Here is a 15,785-nt window from a genome sequence, read left to right as displayed (position 1 = left end):
CTACCAGCGCAAAAACCGCCCAGCTTGGGTGACGCAGCGCTGATTCATCTGACCCTCTACAAGGAGCCGCACCATGTCTCAGCCAGCCATCAAACTCTATCGCCACCCACTGTCCGGCCACGCGCATCGCGTTGAGCTACTGCTCTCACTGTTAAAGCTGCCCACCGAACTGGTGTTTGTCGACCTGGCCAACGGGGCGCACAAAAAACCTGAATTCCTCGCCATCAACGCCTTTGGCCAAGTGCCGGTGATTGATGACAACGGCACCCTCCTCAGCGACTCCAACGCCATTCTGGTTTATCTGGCGAAGAAATATGGCAAGGGTGCCTGGCTGCCGGAAGAGCCCCTCGCGGCAGCAAGCACTCAGCGTTGGCTGTCGGTGGCAGCGGGCCAGCTGGCTTACGGCCCGGCATCGGCTCGGCTGATCACCGTGTTCGGTGCGCCTTTGAATGCCGAGGATGTGATCGCCCGTTCCCATGCCCTGCTCAAGGTGATGGACGGCGAGCTGGCCAACAGCCTGTTCCTGGCAGGCGCAACCGCTAGCATCGCCGATGTCGCCAACTACACCTATATCGCCCATGCCCCGGAAGGCAATGTCTCGTTGCAGGCCTACCCGAATGTGCGCGCCTGGCTGGAGCGGGTAGAGGCACTTCCCGGGTTCGTGCCGATGCAGCGTACCGCCGCAGGTCTGCACGCCAACTGAGTCCGTCATAGGCTGCCGGGTACCCGGCAGCTCTCTTGAGGAGCGCATTGCATGGATCATCTGCCCAAACACCGCCGCTCACCCTGGCATGACGGGGAAAAAACGCTTCAGGACATCTACAGCGTCGCCGAACGCATGGAGGTGATTGGGCAGAAGGTCATTCGCGATTACATGCCCGACCAGCACCGCGAGTTCTACCAGCAACTGCCGTTTATGGTTGTCGGTGCGGTCGATGCGCAGCAGCGGCCCTGGGCGACCCTGCTGGAGGGGCCGGAAGGCTTCGTCACCTCGCCCGATCCGCAGCAGTTGCTCCTGGCCGTACAGCCTGATGCACAGGACCCCGCCGCTAGCGGCCTGCAAGCGGATCAGGCGATTGGCTTGCTCGGCATCGAGCTGCACACGCGCCGGCGCAACCGCATCAACGGGGTGATCCAGCAGGTTTCTGCTGATGGCCTGGCCGTCGCGGTCGAGCACTCCTACGGCAACTGTCCCAAGTACATCCAGGCGCGCTCTTACACGCGCTCATCGGAGCTGTTGCAGCAGCGCGCCGCGCGCGAGAATTTCACCGAACTGAATGCCCGCACCACCGCGATGATCCGTGAGGCCGACACCTTTTTTATCGCCAGCTACTTCGACCATGACGCGCACAATCGCTCGGTGGACGTATCGCACCGCGGTGGCCGCGCGGGCTTTGTCAAAGTCGAAGGTAACCGGCTGACCATCCCCGATTACGCCGGCAACCTGTTCTTCAATACTTTGGGCAACCTGCAGGCCAACCCGGTTGCGGGGCTGTTGTTTGTCGACTTTGTCTCCGGCGACATCCTGCAACTCACCGGCCGCACCGAGCTGATTCTCGATAGCCCGATGATCCACGCCTTCGAAAGTGCCGAGCGCCTGTGGACCTTCGAGGTTGAGCAGGCTGTGCTGCGCCCGGCGGCAACCTCCTTGCGCTGGACCTTTCACGACTACGCACCGACCAGCCTGGCCACCGGAAACTGGGCGGATGCCGACGCGAAGCTGCGCCAGAGTGAGCAACGCCGGCAGTGGCAACAGTGGCGCGTGACCCAGGTGCAGCAGGAAAGTCAGGACATTCGCTCGTTTTATATTCAGCCGCTGGATGGCACGGCGGTGGCGTTTACTCCGGGCCAGCACGTGCCGGTGCGTCTGTACATTCCAAGTGTTGAGGTGCCACTGATCCGCACGTACAGCGTTTCCAGTGCACCGTCTGACGGTCAGGTGCGCATCAGCGTCAAAGCCCAGGGGCCGGCTTCGCACCACCTGCATAGCCAGGTGCAGGTGGGTGATCTGCTGGAAGTTCGCCCGCCCATGGGTAGCTTTACCCTGATCGAAAAAACCGAGCGCCCGGTGGTATTGATCGCTGCCGGGGTGGGCATTACGCCCTTGCTCTCGATGTTCCGCGAGCTGGCTGCGCAGAATAGTCAGCAGCAGCGGCAACGCCCTGTGCATCTGTTTCAAAGCGCCCGAACCCCGGAAGACTTGCCGTTCCAGGCCGAACTCAAGGCGCTGCAACAGCGCGATAGCGAGCACCTGCATATCCACCGCGCATTAAGCAGCCCAGGCACTGAGGCGGTTGTGGGGCGTGATTTTGAAATAACCGGTCGTCTCGACTTCGCCCAGGTAAAGGCTCGCCTACCGCTGGATGACTACGACTTTTACCTCTGCGGCCCCGGTGGTTTTCTGCAGGCCATGTACGACGGGCTGCGGGCGCTGAACATCCCGGATGAGCGTATCCATGCCGAGGTATTCGGCCCTTCGACATTGCAACGTTTAGCGGTTGAACAGCCTGCTGCATCGGTTCAGTTACCTGCCGCCAGCGCCCCCGTGCCGGTTTATTTCTCCTCGTCGGCGAAAGAGGCACGTTGGGTACCGGGCAGTGGCAGCTTGCTGGAGCTGGCCGAGAGCCGTGGTCTGAGCCCTGACTTCAGCTGCCGAGGTGGTTCGTGCGGCACCTGCAAAACGCGCCTGGTCAGCGGCCACGTGCATTACCCCAATCCACCGGCACAACTGCCAGAGGGCGATAGCGTATTGATCTGCTGCGCCGTACCGGCAGCGCTGGACGGCGCTATCCAACCCCTGGTGCTTGATCTCTAGCGAGGTGCTGCAACATGAACCGCGAAACAGTGGACCGTTACGACGCGCCCGACGCATCGAGTGAAACGCCAGGGCACTGGGAGGTGAATTATTTACTGCCGCAGTTGCTGTCTGGTCCTGAGTACTCAGGCCACGACGTAAATGCTGCGCTGCTGCGTGTATTGAAGCGGCTGTTTGCCGCCTTACGGGTACCCCGTGTAGCGCCGCCCGTCATTCCATCCCTCACCACGTGCAGGAGCCAGCGCCATGTCTACCGCTGAAATTCGTCAACCGGTTCCGCCCTTTACCCGGGAGTCCGCCATCTTAAAAGTCCGCCTCGCCGAAGATGGCTGGAACAGCCGTGATGCGGCAAAAGTGGCAATGGCCTATACCCCCGATACCCAATGGCGCAACCGCGCGGAATTCGTCACCAGCCGTGCCGAGGCGCAGGTGTTTTTGCAGCGCAAATGGCACAAGGAGCTGGAGTACCGCTTGATCAAGGAGCTGTGGGCGTTTACCGATAACCGCATCGCCGTGCGCTATGCCTACGAATGGCACGATGACTCGGGCAACTGGTTTCGCTCCTACGGCAACGAGAACTGGGAGTTCACCGAAAACGGTCTGATGGCGCATCGCTTTGCCTGCATCAACGACCTGCCCATTGAAGAGTCCGAACGCAAATTCCGCTGGCCATTGGGGCGGCGTCCTGATGACTACCCGGGGCTTTCGCAATTGGGTTTATAAGTCCAACCGACTCAGAAAGGCTGAGCGCTGAATGGAAGGGGGCGTCATCGAACGCCTACCTGAATAGCCGTCGCAACGTGATGCCCCTTGCAGATGCTGGTGCGCATCCGTTTGCTTACCATCGCGTGTTCCTGCGCTTGCTGGTTTTCCAGCAGAGGCGCCCGCAGGCGCCTTGCTTGGTTTAGAAATCCTGCACGGTTGGGCGCAGTACGATTTCGTTGATGTCGACATCGGCAGGCTGCTCGATGGCGAAGGCGATGGCGCGTGCCACTGAGTCGGCGGGAATGGCCTGCTGGTAGAAGTCGACCACGAAATCACGGCTGGCCTGGTGGGAGCTGCCGAACTTGAGTTCAGAGTCGACGGCGCCCGGCTCGATGGTGGTGGTCCGAATACGACCACCCACTTCATGGCGCAGCCCCTCGGAAATGGCGCGGACCGCAAACTTGGTACCGCTGTAGACCGTACCACCCGGGCTGAAGACCTTCAGGCCCGCGACCGAGGCGATATTGATGAAATGCCCGCTGTTCTGCTGCTGGAACACTGGCAGTGCGGCTGCTACCCCGTACAGCAAGCCCTTGATATTGATGTCGATCATGCGGTCCCACTCGTCCACCCGCCCTTCGCTCAGCGGGGCGATAGCCATCAGGCCTGCGTTGTTGACCAGCACGTCGAGGCGGCCGAAGGTGTCTATTGCGCCCTGGATCAACGCCTTGACGTCATCCTGGGAGGTGACATCGGTCTGGTAGGCCACTGCTTGGCCACCAGCGTTTACCAGCTCTGCAACCAGCGCATCCAGTTTGTCCTTGCGGCGTGCCGCCAGGACTACACGCGCACCTTTTTCTGCCAGATGGCGGGCCGTGGCCTCGCCCAAACCGCTGCTGGCGCCAGTGATGATGACTACTTTTTCGGAAATATTGTTGCTCATGCTCTGAACCTCATCGTGACAGGTTGAACGACGCCGGGAGATGTCCCTGGCTTGCGAGCACAGTAGGGCCACTGCGAATCTCAATAAATGGAAATGTTTGGATTAAGCTATTCCTTATTTTGGAATAAAGGTGGGTAACACATGCTCAATCGCATGGAGATGGTCAGGATCTTCTGCGCCGCTGCCGAGTCCGGCAGCTTCCGTGCAGCCGCAAGCCGCCTGGGTATTTCACCGCAGAGCGTGACGCGCGCCGTTCAGGCGCTGGAAGCCGAGCTGGGTGAGCCGCTCTTCCACCGCAATACCCGTCAGGTGCATATCACCGCCTTTGGCCAAGGCTATGCACAGGAGGCTCGTTTGGCCCTCGAGCACTTCGATGCACTCTTTCGCTCGCATCGCAGTGAGCCTGAGCTTTCAGGCCGTATCGGAATTACCGCGCCGCAAACTATTGGCCGGCACTACCTGATTCCGTTTCTGCAGCCGCTGATGGCGGCTCATCCACACTTGCAGTTCCACTTGCGGCTTGAAGACCAGATGACGGACTCGGTGGAGGCGCAGATCGACATCGGCATTCGGGTCGGCTTGATACGCGACCGTCGCTACGTTGCGAAGGCACTGGCACCCGTGCCCATGCATGTGGTTGCCAGCCCGGAGCTGGTCGAGCGGATCGGCTCACCGCGCTCGATTCAGGCGCTTGACGCCTGCCCACTGTCCGCGTTGATCGACCAGCGCAATGGCAGGCCCTGGCCTTGGCTGTTCGCCGATGGCCAGAGTTTCACTCCCCGGCAACCCGTGTTGATTTGCGACGATGCTGATACCGAGCTGGAGGCGATTGTGTCCGGCACCTGTTTTGGTCAGATTCCCGCCTACCTTGCCAACCCATTAATCCGCAGCGGCAAGCTCATAACCGTGTTGGATGAGCTTGCTCCACCGCCCTGGGACCTGTTCATTTATCGCCCGCAACAGGGCCCAGTTTCACGCCGCGTACGCCTGGTGTTCGATCACTTGACTGAGGCATTTCGCGACCCACAGCGTTTTCCTCGCAGCTGAATTACCGCCAGGGTTGGGCTGCTCATGCGTGTCTTCGGTTGTGTGAATAATTCTGCAAGTTGTATCAGCCGACCACTGTAGAGGGGCACGCCGGCGTATGCCCCTCAAAGCCGCTCATGTGAGCGACTTTGTTGTCTGCGGCGTTAGCCGCGCGACAGCGGCGGTGTGCGTGGCGGCACCAAGCGCTTCGAGCCGGTGGACTCGAACGCAGCGGCAAAGCGCAGCAGAGCCGAGTCGTCATAGGCGCGACCAGCGAAGGTCAGGCCAACGGGCATGCCGATATCGGCCATCACGCCCATCGGCACGGTGACGGTGGGCACGCCCAGGTGACGGATCGCCAGGTTGCCGTTGGCTACCCACACACCGTTGCTCCAGGCGATATCGGCAGACGCTGGATTGACGTCGGCATCCGCCGGTCCGACGTCGGCGACGGTGGGGAACAGCACGGCGTCGAGGCCGAGGTTATCCATCCATTCTTCAAGGTCGAGCTTGCGGGTGTGTTCCAGGCCGCGCAGGCCGTCGGGCAGGGTTTCGATCTGATCCCAGTTCTTCAGGCCGCGCTTGGCCATGTTGACGTACTCGTCCATGCCGGCGGCCAGGTCGCCTTCGCGGTTGGGCAGGGTGCCGGGGTCGTGGGGGAAAATCTGCGGGCCATCGACGTCGGCCAGTGTGTTCAGTTTGGGGTCGCCGTTGGCGCGCAGGAAGTCGTCAAAGGCCCAGCCGCTCAGCTCCCACAGCTCGTCATGCAAAAACTCTGGGGTCACGATGCCGCGGTTGTACACGGTCGGCGCGCCAGGGCGGTCGCCCTCGCAGTTGGAGACCAGCGGGAAGTCCACTTCGATCACTTCGGCACCAGCGGTTTCCAGCGCCTTGCGCGCGGCTTCCCACAGGTCGATCACCGAGGCGCGGGTGTGGATGCGTTGGCCGGTCGGGCCGCCGATGCCGGGGTTTTCGCTGGTGCCGGCGGCGTCATCCTTGTTGATGAACATACGTGGCACGCCAAAGCGTTTGCCAGCCAGGGCATCGGCCTTGGCGGCCAGGTCGGCGTAGGTGGCTGGACGCACCTCGGAGGCTTTCGGGATCGATATCCAGGGCTGCAGGCGCCACAGATCGCCACGGCTGTCCGGGTCGTCGGCGACCACGATATCGAGTATTTCGAGCAAGTCAGCCATGGTTCGCGCATAGGGCACCACCACGTCCATGGTCGGCGTCAGCGGCCAGTTGCCGCGCACCGAAATCACTCCGCGCGATGGCGTGTAGGCGCACAGACCGTTGTTCGAGGCTGGGCCGCGACCGCTCGACCAGGTTTCCTCGGCCAAACCGAAGGCAGCAAAGCTCGCGGCAGTGGCGGTGCCGGCACCGTTGGATGAGCCGGAAGCGAAGGGCGCGGTGAGGTAGTCGGCGTTGTACGGGCTTTCCGCACGGCCATAGACGCCGCGCTGCATGCCGCCGTTGGCCATGGGCGGCATATTGGTTTTGCCCAGGCAGATGGCTCCGGCGGCGCGCAAACGCTCGACGGTAAAGGCATCGCGATAGGCGACCAGATCCTTGAAGGCTGGGCTGCCGGAGGCGGCGGTCAGGCCCTTGACCAGGTAGCTGTCTTTGGCCGTGTAGGGAATGCCGTCGAGTGGGCCAAGCGTTGCACCAAGGGCGCGGCGTTCATCGGATGCCTGGGCTTCCTTCAGCGCATCGGGGTTGCGCACGACGACTGCGTTAAGTTTGGTCGGGGTGCCGGCAGCGTCGTAGGCATCGATGCGGGCGAGGTAGGCCTGCACCAGTTCGACCGCCGTGGTCTGGCCGGCTTCGAGCGCGGCGCGCAGTGAAGCAATGGAAAGCTCGGTTACCTCGATCATGCTGTCACCGCGGGCTGTTGAAGAGCGTTGTTCATATTGGTTCTCGTGGTGCTGTTCTTATGCGTTGACTGGGCTGCTGGCATCTATTTTAGCCGCGCGCTGGCGTGGCCAGGCCCTTGATGACTGCCGGGCGAGCGACAAAGGCCTGCAGCACCCGCTGCACATTAGTGAAACGCTCGAATTCCACCAGCTCGCCAGCCTCGTAGAAACCCACCAGGTTTCTGACCCAGGGGAATACGGCGATATCGGCGATGCTGTAGTCCTCACCCATGATCCAGCTGCGGCCTTGCAGGCGTTGTTCGAGCACGCCGAGCAGGCGCTGGGATTCGGCCACATAACGGTCGCGCGGGCGTTTGTCCGGGTAGTCTTTGCCAGCGAATTTATGGAAGAAACCCAGCTGGCCGAACATCGGGCCGATGCCGCCCATCTGCCACATCAGCCACTGCAGGGTTTCGTAGCGCGTGGCGGAGTCCTGGGCCAAGAGCTGGCCGGTCTTTTCCGCCAGGTAGATCAGAATCGCTCCTGACTCGAACAGCGCCAGCGGTTTGCCACCTGGGCCGTTGGGGTCGAGGATCGCCGGGATCTTGTTGTTGGGGTTGAGCGAGAGGAATTCTTCGCTGAGCTGATCGTGAGTGTCGAAGCTGACCAGGTGCGGCTCATAGGCCAGGCCGATCTCTTCCAGCATGATCGAGGCTTTGACGCCGTTGGGCGTGGGCAGCGAATACAGCTGCAGACGCTCTGGGTGCTGGGCAGGCCATTTTTGCGTAATGGGGTAAGCGGAAAGGGCTGACATGGGCGCTCCGGATTAAGGTGGCGAAAGGCGCAGGATAACGGTGATTGGCCATTTGGTCAGGTTGCAGATTTTTCCCCGCGTGCAGAAATCGGTATGGTTGGGGCCATCTCAACCCCAGCCCACTGGAGAACCCCGATGAGCCTGCACGGCGAATACGACAACCAGAATATCTTTGCTCAGATCATCCGCGGCGAAGCCCCTTGCTACAAGCTCTACGAGGATGAGGACGTACTGGCCTTTCTCGATGTGTTTCCGCAGTCCTTCGGCCATACCCTGGTGATCCCCAAGCGCTCGGCGGCGCGCAATATTCTGGAAATCGACAGTGACAGCCTGAGCAAGGTGATGGCCGTGGTGCAGAAGCTTACGGGTGTGATCGTCGACGAGCTGGAGCCAGCCGGGGTGCAAGTGGCGCAGTTCAATGGCGCGCCAGCCGGGCAGACGGTGTTCCATATTCATATGCATATCGTGCCGCGCTATGCCGGCGAGACGCTCAGCGTGCATGCCGGCGGCAAGGCGACTCCGGAAGAGCTGGCGGCGCTGCAGGCGCGTCTGCTCAAGCGCATCGCCGGTTGATAAAAGCCTGGTTGCGGCGGCGCAACAGTCTGTACTTGAGGCCGGCCGCGCCAGGGGCAATACTCAAGCCGTTTTGGCTGTTCCCCTTTGCTGTTTTCTGCGCCCATGGAGGGCTCCCATGCGATTGATTTGTGCCGTTTTACCGCTGTTGCTGTTGGCCGGCTGTTCGTCCTGGAAGCCCGCGCCAGAGGATGTCAAACCTGTGCCGGCAGACCGTTTGCTGGGCTATCAGGCGCCGCTGGGGCAGGGCGGGGAGTTGCAGGTCAATCGCGACTTCGGCGGCATGGGCGGCGGCTGCTATGTGGCGGTGCTGGTCGACCGCAAGGTGGCCGCACGCATTGGCGTGGGTGAGCAGGTACGTTTTCAGGTGCCGGTCGGCACGCGGGTGCTGAGTATTGGTATCGACGAGATGGACGACACTCTGTGCGGCATGGGCCGCCTGCGTCGTGAACTGGCCGTGAAAGTTGAGCCGGGCTCGCAGCAGAATTTCCGCATCGTCAGCGATAACCGCAAGGGCTTCGATATCCTCCCGGTTACTCAGTAACCCTCAGTTAGCCGGTGCCCTTTCAGGCACCGGCTACTTCTGCCGTCTGCATCGGCCCGCGCATCGCCCGGATAACCTTCTTTTCTGATGTGCGCTGGTGCTAAGACTGGCGGCAATCTGCTACTGCGTATGGCTGTGCGGGCAAGCGGCAAGGGTAGAATCCGCTCGGTTAATTAACGGAGACGGGTCGTGAAGGGATTGCCGATTGCCATTGTCGGGGCGGGTACGGCGGGGTTGGCCACGGCGCTGTTCCTCGTTCGTCAGGGTTTCAGCGTGCGCCTGCTGGAGCGAGTGCCGCAGCTGCAGCCGGTGGGTGCTGGGGTGTTGTTGCAACCTTCGGGGCTGGCGGTGCTGCAGCAGTTGGGCCTATTTGCCGAGTGCAGCGGCCTGGGTGCTCCTGTCAGTCGCTTGTACGGCACCTCGGCCAATGGCCGGGTGATTCTCGATACCCGTTACGCGCATTGGCAGCCCGGCAGTTTCGGCATGGGTATCCATCGCAGCGTATTGCTCACGGCCTTGCTCAACGCGGCGCGGCAAGCCGGTGTGCAGGTTGAAATCGGCGTGCATATCAGCCGTTTCAGCCAGCACGGCAACCATGTGCAGCTGTATCGCCAGGACGAACAGGGCGTGGAGCAGCCATTCGGCGAGTTCGCCGCGCTGGTGCTGGCTGATGGTGTGCGTTCGGCCTTGCGTGGGCAGATGCAGGTCAAGCAGTGGTTGCAGCCTTACCCTTGGGGCGCGTTGTGGAGCATTGTGCCGACCCCGGCTTTGTCGCCAAACGCACCGGATGCAACGGACCTGCGCCAGTGGTACCGCGACTGCGCGCAGATGTTCGGCATCATGCCCACTGGGCGTACACACCTGAACCGCGAGCAAGCGCTGAGCAGTTTGTTCTGGAGCCTGCCGGTGGCGCAGTTCGGCGCCTGGCGTGAAGCCGGCTTGGCTGCCTGGAAAGCCCAGGTGCTGCAACTAGCGGGCAGCGCTGCCGAACCCTTTGTTGAACTGATCGAACGTCCCGAGCAACTGAGCCAGGCGGTGTATGCCGATGTGCGCATGCAGCAGTGGCACGACGGGCGGGTGATCGCCATCGGCGACTGCGCTCACGCCATGAGCCCGCAACTGGGCCAGGGCGCGAATATGGCGCTGGTGGATGCGGCTGCCTTGTCCGCCGCAGTCACCACACAACACACCCCAAACGACTGCGACTGGTCAGCGGTATTCGCCGCCTATGCCAGCAGCCGGCGTGATCACCTGCGTTATTACCGCCAAGCCAGCCGCCTGCTCACGCCACTGTTCCAATCTCACAGCCGCAGCCTGGCCTGGCTGCGTGACAGCGTGTTGTTGCTGGCTCGGCACAATCCATTTGGCCGTGCGCATGCAGTCAGCACCTTGGTAGGTGGGCGCAGTGGTTGGTTACTGCAGGGTGCCGAACGGCCGTTGCAGGTCTGGAATGGCCAACCTGAGGCGCGGGTTTTAGATGAACGTGCGCCCCCCGCAAATACTGCCCAGCTGTCGGTGACTTGAGCCCTATGTGACCGGCCGCGAGTGCTGCACGCTTTGTTAATCTGCTGACCCATTTCAATTTGTAGCGAGGGATCGCCGTGTCGTTCCGTATTGTGCTGAGTGGCCGGGCCTTGCCTGGGTATACGCCTGAGCAGATTGCTCAGCATCTACAGACGCAGCTGAAGTTCTCTGAGGCCCAGGTGAAGGCCTTGCTGCCGCCGGCACGGCGTGTGGTCATTTGAAGGCTGTAAGTGACGCACTTGCTCGTGCGTCACTTACAGCGGCTGCTTAGGTTTTGCGCTTAGGGAGCGCTATCGAGCGTTTTTAGCTGCTGCAACTGGCGCCGCAACATCCAGATCACCACCAGGCTCAGGCAGACGTTGGATAGCGGCAAGGCCAGCCACACGCCGTTAAGTCCCAGCAGCAGTGGCATCACTGCGAGGAAGGGCAGCTGGATCAGCATATTGCCCACCGTCACCAAGGTAGCGTTTCGCGCCTGGCCCATGGCCTGGAAGAAGCTCGCCGCGAGGATGATAAATCCATCAAGGAACATGGCGAACAGATGCAGGCGCAGGCCCAACACGCTGGCGTCCAGCAGGGCTTGGTCGCTGCCGCTAAAAATTCCGGCAAACAGCCTGGGCAGGATTAACAGCGCTGCAGTCATCAGCACGCCGCTGCCCACAGCGGTGAGCAGGCCCAGGCGTAGCACTCGGCGTACTTTATCCGGCTCGCGGGCACCGTAGAAGTAACTGACCAGGGGCTGCATACCGCCGCAAACGCCTTCTGCAAACATGTAGTAGAAGGCCATCAGGTAGCCGGCGATGGCATAGGCGGCCACCTGCAAGGGGCTGCCGTAGTGCATAAACAGCAGGTTGTGCAGCACCACCACCAGGCTCATGTAGAGGTACATCAGCATGCTGGAGAAACCGGTGGTGAGCACGTCCAGGCTCTTGCGCAGGTTCAGCGTGCAGGCGGCCAGGGGCATCTGCAGCGGGTTATGTCGGCTGCAGATAAAGCCCAGGCAGATCAGCACCGACAGGCTCTCGCCGATCACCGTGGCCAGGGCTGCGCCGTGCAGGCCCCATTGCCAGACGATGATAAACAGGTAGTCGAGTGCCACGTTGGTGAGCGCGCCCATCAGCATGGCCAAGGTCGCCAGGCGCGGTGCGCCGAGGTTGCGTACCAGCAGGGGCAGGGCGATGGAACCGAATACCAAAGGCGCGGCCCAGCCGATCACCCGCAGGTAGTCATTGCCCAGTTGCGCCAGGTTGTTCTCGGCGCCTTGCATGGCCATAAAGGCTGGGCCTGCCAGCACCACCAGCACGCCTGTGGGAATGCCCAGCAGAACCAGTAGCCAGATTGCTTGAGCCAGATAGCTGCGTGCCTCCGGCCACTGTGCGGCACCCTGGGCCAGGGAACATTGAGCGCCGCCGCCCATGCCGATCATCATGCCGATGGCCAGCATCAGCCCGGACAGCGGCCAGGCCATGTTGATCGCCGACAAACCGGTGGCACCCATGGCGTGACCGATAAAAATGCCATCGACGACCATGTACAGGCCACTGATCATCAAGGCGGCGATGGCCGGGATGCTGTAGCGCCAGAAGGTGCGGGTGATGCTTTGACTGTTCATAAGGTTTTCACGGGTAAACGGTTGCGCGGCTGGGTCAGCCGATTTCGAGGGTCTGGCAGGCTTTGGCCAGCAGCTGGCTCAGCTGCTGCATTTCTTCAGGGCTGAGGTTTTGTTCAAGGCTGGCGGCGGTTTGCACGTAGACGTCGCGCTCTTCCTGTTCCAGCGCGTTGGATTTGGCCGTGGCCAGCAGGCGCATGGCGCGGCCGTCCTCACTGCAGGGCAGGCGCTGCAGGTATCCGCGTGCCTCCAGCTTGCTGGCCATGGCGCTGGCACTGGCCTTGCTGACGTTCATCCGTTCGGCCAGTTCGGTCAGGCGCAGGCCGTTTTCGGCGGACATCAGGGCATACAGGTAGTCCAACTCGCTGTTGCTCAGTTCCATGCTGCCGCTGTGTTGGGCGTACTGCCGCCAGTGGTGCCACATGTGCCATTGCAGGCGTTTAAGGCTGTCGGTGATCGGCATGCTTGCTCTCCTTTATATTTTGTTAGGCTAACTAACTAAATAAGGTATGGCAAGCTGTGGACGATCGGCGGCGCGTGCGTAGGGGGTTGAGGTCAGCGATAGCGGGCGAGTATTTCGTCGAATTCGCCAGCCTGTTTCATCTGCACCATGGCGCGCAGTAGGGCCATGGTCGGGACCTCCGGGGCATCGCGGACGATGCAGGCGATGGGATCGCTGGCCACTTCGCTCAGGTGGTGCAGTTTCTCCCCGGGGGCTTGGTGGCGGTTGAACCAGTGCAGGGATAGTTCATTGCTGATGGCATAGCGGTTTCGCCGAGCGCTGAGCTTGAGCAGCACCTGATCTTGGGTGCGGCCGTCTTCACGCTGGATCTGGCCGCTGGCGAACAGCGGCTCCAGGCGCGGGTAGGTGAAGCCGAGGACGGTGCCCAGGCGTTCATTGAGCAGTTGCTCTGGCTCCAGTTTCTCGGGCGTAACGCCTGCAAGCACATCACGCTGGGTCATAAAGGGCAGGCTCCAGATATAGCGATAGTGGCCACTGTTGACCCAGTTCGGGCTCACGTAACAGCGCACATCAATGTCGCCGGTATCCAGCGCGTGCTGCACGCGCATACGCGGCATCACCACCATCTCGGCCTTGCGCCCAACCTTGGCGGCCAGACGCTGATGCAAGTCGACGAGAATGCCTTCCACTGCCTTGCCGTCTTCGATACGCACCATGGGCATGGCCCAGCTGTCGTTGATCGAGAAGCGCAGCGCGCGCTCGGCGGCGAATGATGTGCCGCTCAGGGTGAGCAACAGCAGGGCAGTTAACAGCTTGGACACCAAGGCAGGTCCTTTGCGCTGTAGGCGCTTCAGCGGGTCATTGGCAGGGCTGCGCCCATCAAGGCAAACAGCCCGCCGCAGCAGCGATTGAAGCCTTTGCCACTGCGTTGCAGCCAGGGCCGCACGCGATGGGCCATGCGTGCCAGCAGGTATTCGACGCTGCCTTCGACCACGGCAAAGGTCAGCGCCATGATGGCGAACTGCAGTAAGAGGTCACCGCGTGGGTCGAGAAACTGCGGCAGAAAGGCGCCGAAAAACAGGATCACCTTGGGGTTGGACAATGCCGATAGCAGGCCCTGGCGAAACAGCTTGAAGCCGCTGCTCTCGGCTGCTTTCTCGGCCATCGCGAGGTGCAGTGGCGGTGCGCGCCAGAGCTGAATGCCGAGCCAGATCAGGTAGGCGCCGCCGAGCCATTTGAGGATGGTCAGGGCCTGCGCCGAGGCTTGCAGCAGGGTGCCGATACCGAGCATCGACAAGGCCATCAGCAGGGTAAATCCCAGCACGCCGCCGCTGACGGTAAACAGGGTTTTGCGGTGGCCATACAAGGCGCCATGGCTGAGCGCGAGCAGGCCATTGGGGCCTGGAGTCAGCGACAGGCCAAACACTGCCGTAAGAAAGATCAGCCAGGTATGCAGGGCCATAAGACAGGTATCCAGAAGCGCAAGAGTGCAGGGCCTGCGCGGCCCTGCGAGCCTCTGTTTTTTCATGCTGTGCCCAGATAGTCAAGCCGGCTTGAGTCGCACGGTCGCATTCATCAGCCTGGGCGGTGCACGGGGATCAGCGATTGGCCTCCTTAAAGTTATCGTCTGAGGGTTCCTTGCTGTAGGCGCCCTGATCCTGAACCAATTTCTTGCTGCCATTCATTAAGGTACTGATGCGGCTGTCGCTGGTTTTGGCAGAGGCGGCCTGGTTGCTGGTGCCGCTGATCAGCGGCGGGTTATTGCTGAACGACCACAGGTAGTGCCAGACCGCCGCATTGTGCTTCTCGGTCAGTTGCGTGGCGTTGAAGTACCAGGGCTTGAGTTCGCTGAAGGCCGTCATGTTCATCAGCCCAGTGTTGCTGTCGCCGATAAAACCGGTGCTGCTGGCCCCGGAGGTGCGGTAGGTCTCGAAGATCACACCTTTGGTTTTTAGCTCGCTGACATAGGTACGGCAGACTTCGCCGACCCACTTGTTACCCAGGTAGCTTTTCGCGTTGTTGGAGTAGAACGGATCGAGCAGGGCGACGCGCTTGGGCAGCAGTTTGCTGTTGATGGTTCCGGCAGTGACGGCATCGCTGATTTTCTTGGTCAGCACGATGGCCATCTGGTTACCCAGTGAGTGACCGGCGATGCGGATGTTGCTGCCGCTGTAGCCGGCCAGGTTAGCTTTGTAACTGTTGAACAGCAGATCGCTGGCCGATTGGCTGGGGCCTGTGGCGTATACCCCGCTGCTGTTGCGCCAACGCATGGCGCGTGGGCCGCTGGCGGTCCAGATCTTGGCCTCGGCATCTTTGACTTCGCCTTCATCGGCGAACTGATTCCAATACAGCACGCCCACGTTGTAGCCCGCTGCCAGCCAAGCGTTGGCAAGATCCAGATCGGGGCCGACGGCATCCTTACGGTTGAAGGTTTCGCGGTTCTTCTTTTGCGTCGAGCCGTTCTGCCAGCCGTGGATATAGATCAGTGTTGGTTTACTGGCCACGTAATAGGCATTCGTCTGGCCAGGCACGGCTTTTTGCCAGCTATCGCCGTAGCCAAACCAGTACAGGCCGTGGTCAAGATTCTGGAAGGTGCTGTCGGGGAATACACCCACGGCGGCCTGGCTCAGGGAGGTAAAACTCAGCACCAGCAATAGAAGCAGCTTGCGCATGACGGAAACCTTTCTTGTTATTAGGGAAAGGCGAGCATATAGATTGTCTGACAATCATCTATCCCCCGGACGGGTGAGGTCGCACCGTCTCCGATCAAGGCACTGGGCGGGATGTGTCTTGCGCGACGTTGTGAGCATCTTTGCCTCAATAGTCCGCAGTATGTTGCAGGTCCCAGACGTGCTGAGCGGACGAAGCACCCCAGGCTGTGGCAAACTCCAAGGCTCGTAACAGGACGTTTCATGG

At 61.4% G+C, this 15,785-nt stretch carries 17 protein-coding genes; 9 read left to right on the top strand and 8 right to left on the bottom strand.

Features of this window, described 5'->3' with window-relative positions; translation table 11 throughout:
* Positions 1-73: 73 nt before the first annotated feature.
* From CUR33_RS11485 to CUR33_RS11470, 4 genes are read left to right on the top strand one after another with little or no spacing between them, the layout of a single operon-like run.
* On the top strand, positions 74-703 hold the full coding sequence (locus tag CUR33_RS11485; RefSeq protein WP_289239711.1) for a glutathione S-transferase: 630 nt from the start codon (positions 74-76) through the stop codon (positions 701-703).
* Between the two features lie 51 nt (positions 704-754).
* Positions 755-2,815, top strand: a complete 2,061-nt coding sequence (locus CUR33_RS11480) for a pyridoxamine 5'-phosphate oxidase family protein (protein WP_289239710.1) — start codon at positions 755-757, stop codon at positions 2,813-2,815.
* A 14-nt stretch (positions 2,816-2,829) separates the two neighbouring features.
* Positions 2,830-3,075, top strand: coding sequence for a hypothetical protein (locus CUR33_RS11475; RefSeq protein WP_289239709.1), 246 nt, complete (start codon positions 2,830-2,832; stop codon positions 3,073-3,075).
* Complete coding sequence (locus CUR33_RS11470) at positions 3,062-3,538, top strand: nuclear transport factor 2 family protein (protein ID WP_289239708.1); 477 nt, start codon at positions 3,062-3,064, stop codon at positions 3,536-3,538. The genes CUR33_RS11475 and CUR33_RS11470 overlap by 14 nt, the downstream gene beginning before the upstream one ends.
* A gap of 181 nt (positions 3,539-3,719) precedes the next feature.
* Here the strand turns inward: CUR33_RS11470 and CUR33_RS11465 are convergent, their stop codons facing one another.
* Entirely contained in the window at positions 3,720-4,463 is a 744-nt protein-coding gene (locus tag CUR33_RS11465; protein ID WP_289239707.1) for an SDR family oxidoreductase, read from the bottom strand.
* Positions 4,464-4,604: 141 nt separating this feature from the next.
* Here CUR33_RS11465 and CUR33_RS11460 point away from each other — a divergent pair, with 141 nt between their 5' ends.
* Positions 4,605-5,510: a LysR family transcriptional regulator gene (locus CUR33_RS11460; protein WP_090251585.1), complete on the top strand. Its 906-nt coding sequence runs from the start codon at positions 4,605-4,607 to the stop codon at positions 5,508-5,510.
* A gap of 143 nt (positions 5,511-5,653) precedes the next feature.
* On the opposite strand, the gene CUR33_RS11455 is transcribed toward CUR33_RS11460, so the two are convergent.
* Together CUR33_RS11455 and CUR33_RS11450 are read right to left on the bottom strand one after the other, a co-directional pair.
* Complete coding sequence (locus CUR33_RS11455; protein WP_289239706.1) at positions 5,654-7,363, bottom strand: amidase; 1,710 nt, start codon at positions 7,361-7,363, stop codon at positions 5,654-5,656.
* 88 nt (positions 7,364-7,451) lie between these two features.
* The gene (locus CUR33_RS11450) at positions 7,452-8,156 is read right to left on the bottom strand and encodes a glutathione binding-like protein (RefSeq protein WP_289239705.1); all 705 of its coding nucleotides are present in this window, start codon (positions 8,154-8,156) and stop codon (positions 7,452-7,454) included.
* A gap of 135 nt (positions 8,157-8,291) precedes the next feature.
* On the opposite strand from CUR33_RS11450, the gene CUR33_RS11445 reads away from it, so the two are divergent.
* The 4 genes from CUR33_RS11445 (at position 8,292) to CUR33_RS11430 (ending at position 11,018) form a co-directional block, all read left to right on the top strand.
* Complete coding sequence (locus tag CUR33_RS11445) at positions 8,292-8,729, top strand: HIT family protein (protein ID WP_167145583.1); 438 nt, start codon at positions 8,292-8,294, stop codon at positions 8,727-8,729.
* A gap of 118 nt (positions 8,730-8,847) precedes the next feature.
* Entirely contained in the window at positions 8,848-9,273 is a 426-nt protein-coding gene (locus CUR33_RS11440; RefSeq protein ID WP_167145581.1) for a 3-isopropylmalate dehydratase, read from the top strand.
* A 189-nt stretch (positions 9,274-9,462) separates the two neighbouring features.
* Complete coding sequence (locus CUR33_RS11435) at positions 9,463-10,797, top strand: FAD-dependent oxidoreductase (protein WP_289239704.1); 1,335 nt, start codon at positions 9,463-9,465, stop codon at positions 10,795-10,797.
* A gap of 77 nt (positions 10,798-10,874) precedes the next feature.
* Positions 10,875-11,018 (top strand): hypothetical protein, encoded by a 144-nt coding sequence (locus tag CUR33_RS11430; RefSeq protein WP_289239703.1) that lies wholly within the window; start codon positions 10,875-10,877, stop codon positions 11,016-11,018.
* 59 nt (positions 11,019-11,077) lie between these two features.
* Here CUR33_RS11430 and CUR33_RS11425 read toward each other — a convergent pair whose 3' ends face one another.
* From CUR33_RS11425 to CUR33_RS11405, 5 genes are all read right to left on the bottom strand, one after another.
* The gene (locus CUR33_RS11425; RefSeq protein WP_289239702.1) at positions 11,078-12,409 is read right to left on the bottom strand and encodes an MATE family efflux transporter; all 1,332 of its coding nucleotides are present in this window, start codon (positions 12,407-12,409) and stop codon (positions 11,078-11,080) included.
* 34 nt (positions 12,410-12,443) lie between these two features.
* Complete coding sequence (locus CUR33_RS11420) at positions 12,444-12,869, bottom strand: MarR family winged helix-turn-helix transcriptional regulator (protein ID WP_169852838.1); 426 nt, start codon at positions 12,867-12,869, stop codon at positions 12,444-12,446.
* Between the two features lie 92 nt (positions 12,870-12,961).
* Positions 12,962-13,690, bottom strand: a complete 729-nt coding sequence (locus CUR33_RS11415) for a substrate-binding periplasmic protein (protein ID WP_289239701.1) — start codon at positions 13,688-13,690, stop codon at positions 12,962-12,964.
* Positions 13,691-13,719: 29 nt separating this feature from the next.
* Positions 13,720-14,331: a LysE family translocator gene (locus CUR33_RS11410; RefSeq protein WP_090251605.1), complete on the bottom strand. Its 612-nt coding sequence runs from the start codon at positions 14,329-14,331 to the stop codon at positions 13,720-13,722.
* A 136-nt stretch (positions 14,332-14,467) separates the two neighbouring features.
* Entirely contained in the window at positions 14,468-15,541 is a 1,074-nt protein-coding gene (locus CUR33_RS11405; RefSeq protein WP_289239700.1) for a hypothetical protein, read from the bottom strand.
* Positions 15,542-15,785 lie beyond the last annotated feature (244 nt).

It is taken from the genome of Pseudomonas sp. FEMGT703P (assembly GCF_002786345.1).
GTDB classification, from domain to species: Bacteria; Pseudomonadota; Gammaproteobacteria; order Pseudomonadales; family Pseudomonadaceae; genus Aquipseudomonas; species Aquipseudomonas peli.
This window is presented reverse-complemented; position numbering and strand designations above follow the sequence as displayed.

Coding starts and splice junctions, on each gene's coding strand:
- CUR33_RS11485 (WP_289239711.1), top strand. CDS start 74: ATGTCTCAGCCAGCCATCAAACTCTATCGCCACCCACTGTCCGGCCAC.
- CUR33_RS11480 (WP_289239710.1), top strand. CDS start 755: ATGGATCATCTGCCCAAACACCGCCGCTCACCCTGGCATGACGGGGAA.
- CUR33_RS11475 (WP_289239709.1), top strand. CDS start 2,830: ATGAACCGCGAAACAGTGGACCGTTACGACGCGCCCGACGCATCGAGT.
- CUR33_RS11470 (WP_289239708.1), top strand. CDS start 3,062: ATGTCTACCGCTGAAATTCGTCAACCGGTTCCGCCCTTTACCCGGGAG.
- CUR33_RS11465 (WP_289239707.1), bottom strand. CDS start 4,463: ATGAGCAACAATATTTCCGAAAAAGTAGTCATCATCACTGGCGCCAGC.
- CUR33_RS11460 (WP_090251585.1), top strand. CDS start 4,605: ATGCTCAATCGCATGGAGATGGTCAGGATCTTCTGCGCCGCTGCCGAG.
- CUR33_RS11455 (WP_289239706.1), bottom strand. CDS start 7,363: ATGATCGAGGTAACCGAGCTTTCCATTGCTTCACTGCGCGCCGCGCTC.
- CUR33_RS11450 (WP_289239705.1), bottom strand. CDS start 8,156: ATGTCAGCCCTTTCCGCTTACCCCATTACGCAAAAATGGCCTGCCCAG.
- CUR33_RS11445 (WP_167145583.1), top strand. CDS start 8,292: ATGAGCCTGCACGGCGAATACGACAACCAGAATATCTTTGCTCAGATC.
- CUR33_RS11440 (WP_167145581.1), top strand. CDS start 8,848: ATGCGATTGATTTGTGCCGTTTTACCGCTGTTGCTGTTGGCCGGCTGT.
- CUR33_RS11425 (WP_289239702.1), bottom strand. CDS start 12,409: ATGAACAGTCAAAGCATCACCCGCACCTTCTGGCGCTACAGCATCCCG.
- CUR33_RS11420 (WP_169852838.1), bottom strand. CDS start 12,869: ATGCCGATCACCGACAGCCTTAAACGCCTGCAATGGCACATGTGGCAC.
- CUR33_RS11410 (WP_090251605.1), bottom strand. CDS start 14,331: ATGGCCCTGCATACCTGGCTGATCTTTCTTACGGCAGTGTTTGGCCTG.
- CUR33_RS11405 (WP_289239700.1), bottom strand. CDS start 15,541: ATGCGCAAGCTGCTTCTATTGCTGGTGCTGAGTTTTACCTCCCTGAGC.